This is a genomic window from Deltaproteobacteria bacterium (assembly GCA_020848905.1).
GTDB lineage: Bacteria > Myxococcota_A > Polyangia.
Window position 1 is genome coordinate 22,234 of sequence record JADLHG010000044.1, and the last position, 6,518, is coordinate 28,751.

The window sequence follows — 6,518 nt, forward strand, 5'->3', positions numbered from 1 at the left end:
GCGCCACCCATGCCCCGAACGATGTATTTCCGTGAAAGAGTATGGTTCAGCAAAGCTGCTTTGCAACCGCAGCCAGTTTGGCGCGCCGTGCTGAGCCAAGCCGACCCGCTTCCTCCTCGGGACGAGTCGACACGGGGGCCGGTTCCACCCAGCGGCGCCGACTGGGCGGGACCGCGGGCGGGCCACGCCGACGCGGAGCAGACGCGTGCCGCGGGGGGGCGCCATCCCCTCTAGACCGCGCAGCGACGGCAAGGGGTTGCCTGTCCTCGTGGCGCCCTTCTTGCACTCCTGCACTGCGATCGCTTGCCGACGCGGGGGACTGTCGTGTGCGCGGGCGATCCGGGAGGGACGACGAACATGGCCACGAGACGCGTGACGTTGGTGCCTCACACCCACTGGGATCGGGAGTGGTACGAGCCCTTCGAGGTCTTCCGGGCCCATTTGCTGGAGATGCTCGACGAGGCGCTCGGGTTGCTCGAGAAGGATCCGCGCCTGCATTTCACCCTGGACGGACAGGTTGCGCTGGTGGACGACTACCTCGAGCTCCGGCCGGGGGCCGAGGCGCGCATCCGAAGGCTCGTCGAGGAGGGGCGCCTGTACGTCGGGCCCTGGTACACGCTCGCGGATACGCTGCTCACCGACGGTGAGTCGGTGATCCGCAACCTGGCCATGGGGGTGCGGCGCGCGGAGGAGCTGGGGGGCGCGATGCGGGTCGGCTACCTGCCGGATCAGTTCGGCCACGCGGCGCAGCTTCCGCAGCTCTTCGGGCTCTTCGGCATTCAGAGCGCGGTGCTCTGGCGCGGCATCGGCCCGGGGCGACCGCCTCACACCTTCCGGTGGGTGGGGCCGGACGGGAGCGCCGTGACCGCGCTCTGGCTCCAGGACGGCTACGCCACGGGGCGCATGCTGCCGTCGGACCCGGAGGGCTTCGCCGCCGCGGTGGAGCGGACGCTGGAGCGCCTCGAGGGGTGGCTCGGAGACCACCCGTTGCTGCTGCCCATCGGAGACGACCACGTGCGGCTGGCCGCGTGGGTCCCCGACGCGGCGGAACAGCTCCTCGCGCGACGGCCGGAGGTCGAGGTGGTGACGGCGGGCTATCCGCACCTGCTCGCCCAGGTGGAGGAGCCCGAGCACACCGTCGAAGGAGAGCTCAGATCGTCGGCCTTTGCACCGGTGCTCGCGGGCGTCGCCTCGGCGCGTATTCGCGAGAAGCAGGCCGCCTTCGCCGCCACGACGCTGCTCCTGCGCTACGCCGAGCCGCTCTGCGCCTGGGCCGCGATGGCCGGCGTGGAGCCGCCGCGGGCGCTGCTGGAGCGGGCGTGGCGTCAGCTCCTCCTGAATCACGCCCACGACAGCGCCGCCGGGTGCGGCGTGGACGTGGCCCATGAGGACGTGCAGGCCCGGTATCGCTGGGCGCGCCAGATCGCGGAGGTCGTGCGCGACCAGGCGATGTCCTCGCTCCGCGTGGAGCAGGCGGACGGGACGCCGGCGGAGCTCGTGGTCTTCTGCCCGGGCCCCGGCGCGGCGTCGTTCGTGGTGGAGGCGGAGGTCTCGCGAGCTCTCTCGCCGCCGCTCGTCTCGCGCGGGCCCGACGGTCTCGCGCGGCCGGTCCAGCTCCTCGGAGAGAGCGAGGAGCCGCCGCTCTTCGAGGGCGAGTTCGGTCCCGCTGAGCTGGCCGGATTCGTCCAGGGGCTCGATCCTGCGACGCCGCTCTTCGGGCGCTACCTGACGAGCATCGACACGCGGGGGGACGGCGACAAGCGGCTGCGACTGGACGTGGCGCTCGGTGAGGCGCCTGCTTCCTCGACGCGGCTCGCCGAGGATCAGCGCCGGGTCATGGGGCTGCTCGCCGGCGCGGAGCGGATTCGCGTGGTGGTGCACGGCAGCGGGCTCACGCGGCCGGTGCTCCTGAGCGCCGGCCCGGCGGCGGCGCTCTCCCTGGTGCCACTGACGGTGGAGAGCGGGCTTCGCGCGCCCGAGGCGCCGGTGGTGGCGGCAGACGAGAGCGGCACGCTCGTGAGCGGCAGCCTGAAGGTCGTGCCGCAGGCGGACGGGACGCTCCTTCTGGCCGACCCCGCGTGGGGCAAAGGCGCAGTGCGCGTGAACGACCTGGTGGACGAGGGGGACCGCGGGGACCTCTACCACTTCGAGGGGGCGGCGGGGCCCGCGCTGCGCCCGCGAGACGCGCAGATCGTGGTGCTCGAGAAGGGGCCGCTGAGGGCACGCTTGCGCATCGATCAGGTGTTCGAGCTTCCGGTCGGGCTCGCGGCCGACCGCCGCGGGCGAGCGGCCGAGACGCTTCGCACGTCGGTGACGACGGAGGTCACGCTCCTCGCGGGGTCGCGCTGCGTGGAGCTCCGGACCCGGCTCGAGAATCTGGCGAAGGATCATCGCCTACGGTCGCTCGTGCACCTGCCGTTCTCCCCCACGCGCATCGAGGCGGAGCAGGGGCTGGCGGTCATCGAGCGCCCCATGGACCCGTCGGTGCTCGGGGCCGGGGTGGAGCGACCTGCTGCCACGGGCCCGCACCACGCGTTCGTGGCCGTCACCGATGGGACCTTGGGGGTGGCCCTCTTCAGTCGCGGGCTCCCCGAGCACGAGGTGGTGCGGGTGGAAGGGGAGGCGCCGGCTCTGGCGCTCACCTTGCTGCGGAGCGTGGGGTGGCTGGCCCGCGGGGACCTGTCGTGCATCGACCACGCGGCGGGGCCCATGGTCCCGACCCCCGGGGCGCAGGAGCTTGGAACGCACGTTCTGGAATACGGCATCTACTTGCACCAGGGTGACTGGGAGCGGGGAGGGGTGCTGGGGGAGGCACGCCGGTACGCGGCCCCACCGGTGGTCTTCGCACCGCGAGGGAGCGGGGCCGTGCCTGCAGCCCGGAGCCTGGTCGCCGCGGCGCCGGAGCACGTCGTCGTGGTCGCCGCCTACCCCGGGCGCGAAGGGCTCGTGGTGCGCCTGCTCAACGCCAGCTCGCGGGAGAGCGAAGCGTGTCTGGAGTTGGCTCGGCCCGTCGCGGAGGTGCTGGAGATCGATCCGGTCGAGCGGCCCCTCGGATGTCCACGCGAGCTGCGACGCGACGGGGAACGGGTCTGCTTCCGTCTGACCCCGTGGCAGCTCTCGACGATGCTCATCAGGTGGCAATGACCCTTCCTGGAGGTGCGTGAGGGCGAAAGTGGGCCAGTTCGGCAAGGAGCGGGCGCGTTCGGCCCCGAGGCCATCCGGCCAACCTTGCGTCAGGTCAATTCTTGAACCCACGCGGCGAGCGTGGCCTGCCGGATGCACGCTCCCTGACCGGACACGATCGCATGACCATCGAGCTTGGAGGTATCGTGGTCGGCGCCGGCCTCTTGGGCGCCGTCCTCTACACGCACCTGATGCTCCGCCGCGCTGTGGCGAGGCGGCGCGAGCAACCCGTGCCGGGGAGAGCCCAGTACCCCTCGGTGACGGTGATACGCCCGGTACGTGGCCTCGACGAGGGTGCCGCGGAGAACTTCGCGGCGGCCCTCGCCACCGGTTACCCCGGCGAGGTGGAGACGCTTTTCGTCTTCGACGAAGAGACCGATCCCGCCCTGCCCGTAGCGCGAGCGGCAATCGAGGCCCACCGGAGTGGGGGGCACCCCGGCACGGCGCGGGTGATCTTCGTCGGCACGCCGCCTCCCGGGCGCACCGGGAAACTCAACGCGATGATCCGGGCGCTCGAGGAGGCTCGCGGGGAGCTCGTGGCGTTCGGGGACTCGGATACGCGACCGGACCGGGAGGTACTGCGGGTCCTGGCGGACACGCTCCTCTCCGACGAGCGGATCGGGTGCACGTTCGCTCCGGTGGTGGTCGAAAACCCGCTGCGCACGGCGGGCGCCGTGGGCTACGCCACGTTGCTCAACGGTCTGTATGGACCGGCGGTGGCGCTCACCGCCGGGGAGCAGGGGAGCATGCCTTTCATCATGGGGCAGCTCATGCTCTTCCGGCGGGAGGCCCTCGCCGGGATCGGCGGCCTCGAGTCGGTCTCGGGCCAGCTCGTGGACGACATGTACATCGGGACGCGCGTGGTGCAGGCGGGCTACCGGAACGTCGTCACGCGGCATCCCCTGCAGATCGTGGACGAGCGCATGACGCTCGCGGAGTTTCTGCGAACCTATCGACGCTGGATCATCTTCTCGCGCAGCGGGCTGCCCTTCTGGTCCTTCAACTGGCCGGCCTGGCTGCGAGGGATCGAGTTCTGGCTCGGGCTGGGGCTCGGGTTCGCCGCCGTCGTCACGGGGCATCCGTGGGCCGGGGCGGTGCTCTATGCCGCGGCGCTCGCGCTCGGGGCGAGCATCATGCGCTTGCACCGCGCGGTGGGGGGGGCTCCGATTCGTCTCCGGCACGCCTGGGTCCCCTACGCGCTGCTCCTCGCGGCGCCCTTCATCTACGTGGCCACGCTGCTCTGGCCCGAGGTGAAGTGGCGCGGCCGACGCTACGGCCTCGATACGCATGCGCGGCTCGGCCCGCGAGGACCGGCCACCGGCGGCGCGGCAGGCTAGCAGGGCGGCGCCCCTAGCGCGGCGGTGCGAATCGCCTGATTTCGACGACGGTCCAACCATCTCGCCTCCCGAGACGACGGGAACCCCGACTCAGCGCCTCTCTTGACAGGTGACCAAAAGGTCACATAATGGCGGTTGCGATGGACGACGTCTTCAAGGCGCTGGCGGACCCGGTCCGGCGCGAGCTCCTCGACCGCCTCTTTGCGGACGAGGGCCAAACGCTGGGCGAGCTCTGCGAGGGGCTCGAGATGACGCGCTTCGGTGTGATGAAGCACCTGCGCGTGCTCGAGGAGGCGCACCTCGTGGTGAGCCGCAAGGTTGGGCGGGAGAAGCTGCACTACCTGAACGCAGTGCCCATCCGTCGCGTCCACGACCGATGGATTGGCAAGTACGCGGCGGCGATCACCGCGGCGATGAGCGGACTGAAGGAGCGGCTGGAGGACGACGGCGCGGACGTGCGGCCGAAGCCGCCGGCGACGAAGTCGAACGATGGGACCCCCAGGCGGGCGAGGAGCAACCGATGAGCGAGAGCACGACCCAGATCTATGAGACCTTCATTCGCACCACGCCGGAGAAGCTCTGGCGGGCGCTGATCGACCCCGAGTTCACGAAGCAGTACTTCTTCGGCACCCTGGTGGCGACGAGCGGGAAGCCCGGCGAAGCCATCGTCTACCGTTTTCCCGACGGCAGTCCATGCGTGGATGGGGAGATCCTGGCGGCCGAGCCCCCGTACAAGCTCGTGCACACCTGGATCGTTCGCTACGACGCGGAGCTCGCGAAGGAGTGCTCCACGATCACCTGGCTCATCGAGCCACGCGGCGCAGTCTGCAAGCTCACGGCGGTGCACGAGATGCGGGACGCGCCAAAGACCGCGAAGCACGTCGCGAGCGAGGGGTGGAGCGTGGTCCTCTCCGGGCTGAAGACCTTGCTCGAGACGGGAGAGGCGCTGGTCATCGCGCCGAAGGCGGGGTAGGGAGAGGGGGGAGTCGTTTCTATCCGCGTCCCCCTCCGAGGAGAGGGACGACGTCGCCAGGTGGGCGCGGTGCACGAGCGCGTCGTTTCTATCCGCGTCCCCCTCCGAGGAGAGGGACGACGCTTCGCCGCGTCGGCGTCCTTCGCCATTGCCCGTTTCTATCCGCGTCCCCCTCCGAGGAGAGGGACGACGCTTCGCCGCGTCGGCGTCCTTCGCCATTGCCCGTTTCTATCCGCGTCCCCCTCCGAGGAGAGGGACGACGTCCGACTTCGCCTTCCTCTGCGCCTTCTACCAGTTTCTATCCGCGTCCCCCTCCGAGGAGAGGGACGACGTGGCCAAGCGGGATGCGACGTGCGCGCCGCTGTTTCTATCCGCGTCCCCCTCCGAGGAGAGGGACGACGATGACGTGCGCGCGCCCCACCGGGCGGAACGGGTTTCTATCCGCGTCCCCCTCCGAGGAGAGGGACGACGCCACGGGGCAGGTGGTCAGCCCGACCTACAAGTTTCTATCCGCGTCCCCCTCCGAGGAGAGCGACGACCCAGTTCTCCTTGAGCTTCGCCTGCTGCGCCGCGTTTCTATCCGCGTCCCCCTCCGAGGAGAGGGACGACGGTCATCGTGGATGACGCCGCGGGGCAGCACTCGTTTCTATCCGCGTCCCCCTCCGAGGAGAGGGACGACGAGGCCTCGGGGCTCTTCGTGATCGACGTGGACGTGTTTCTATCCGCGTCCCCCTCCGAGGAGAGGGACGACCGAGAGCCCACCGGCCGCGCGGAGCTGCTCGACGTTTCTATCCGCGTCCCCCTCCGAGGAGAGGGACGACGGAGCTGATGGGCGCGCCTCCGATGGCGGCAAGTTTCTATCCGCGTCCCCCTCCGAGGAGAGGGACGACCGAGGACCCCGAGAGGTCAGCCGTCCAGCCGAGTTTCTATCCGCGTCCCCCTCCGAGGAGTGAACCGCCCCGGCTTTCCTGGAGGCTCCATTTGTTGAGAGGATGCAGACATGGGACGACCGAGCACGTTTTCAC

At 70.5% G+C, this 6,518-nt stretch carries 4 protein-coding genes and 1 CRISPR repeat array; all 4 genes read left to right on the forward strand.

What is annotated here, in order from left to right; all coding sequences use genetic code 11:
• Positions 1 to 357: 357 nt before the first annotated feature.
• The gene (locus IT371_19995; protein ID MCC6749958.1) at positions 358 to 3,144 is read left to right on the forward strand and encodes a hypothetical protein; all 2,787 of its coding nucleotides are present in this window, start codon (positions 358 to 360) and stop codon (positions 3,142 to 3,144) included.
• A gap of 161 nt (positions 3,145 to 3,305) precedes the next feature.
• Entirely contained in the window at positions 3,306 to 4,520 is a 1,215-nt protein-coding gene (locus IT371_20000) for a glycosyltransferase (protein MCC6749959.1), read from the forward strand.
• Positions 4,521 to 4,660: 140 nt separating this feature from the next.
• Positions 4,661 to 5,044, forward strand: a complete 384-nt coding sequence (locus tag IT371_20005) for a helix-turn-helix transcriptional regulator (GenBank protein MCC6749960.1) — start codon at positions 4,661 to 4,663, stop codon at positions 5,042 to 5,044.
• Positions 5,041 to 5,493, forward strand: coding sequence for an SRPBCC family protein (locus tag IT371_20010; protein MCC6749961.1), 453 nt, complete (start codon positions 5,041 to 5,043; stop codon positions 5,491 to 5,493). Before IT371_20005 ends, IT371_20010 begins: the two co-directional genes overlap by 4 nt.
• 14 nt (positions 5,494 to 5,507) lie before the next feature.
• A CRISPR array of direct repeats spans positions 5,508 to 6,452; the repeat unit is 37 nt; unit sequence GTTTCTATCCGCGTCCCCCTCCGAGGAGAGGGACGAC.
• Positions 6,453 to 6,518: the final 66 nt, after the last annotated feature.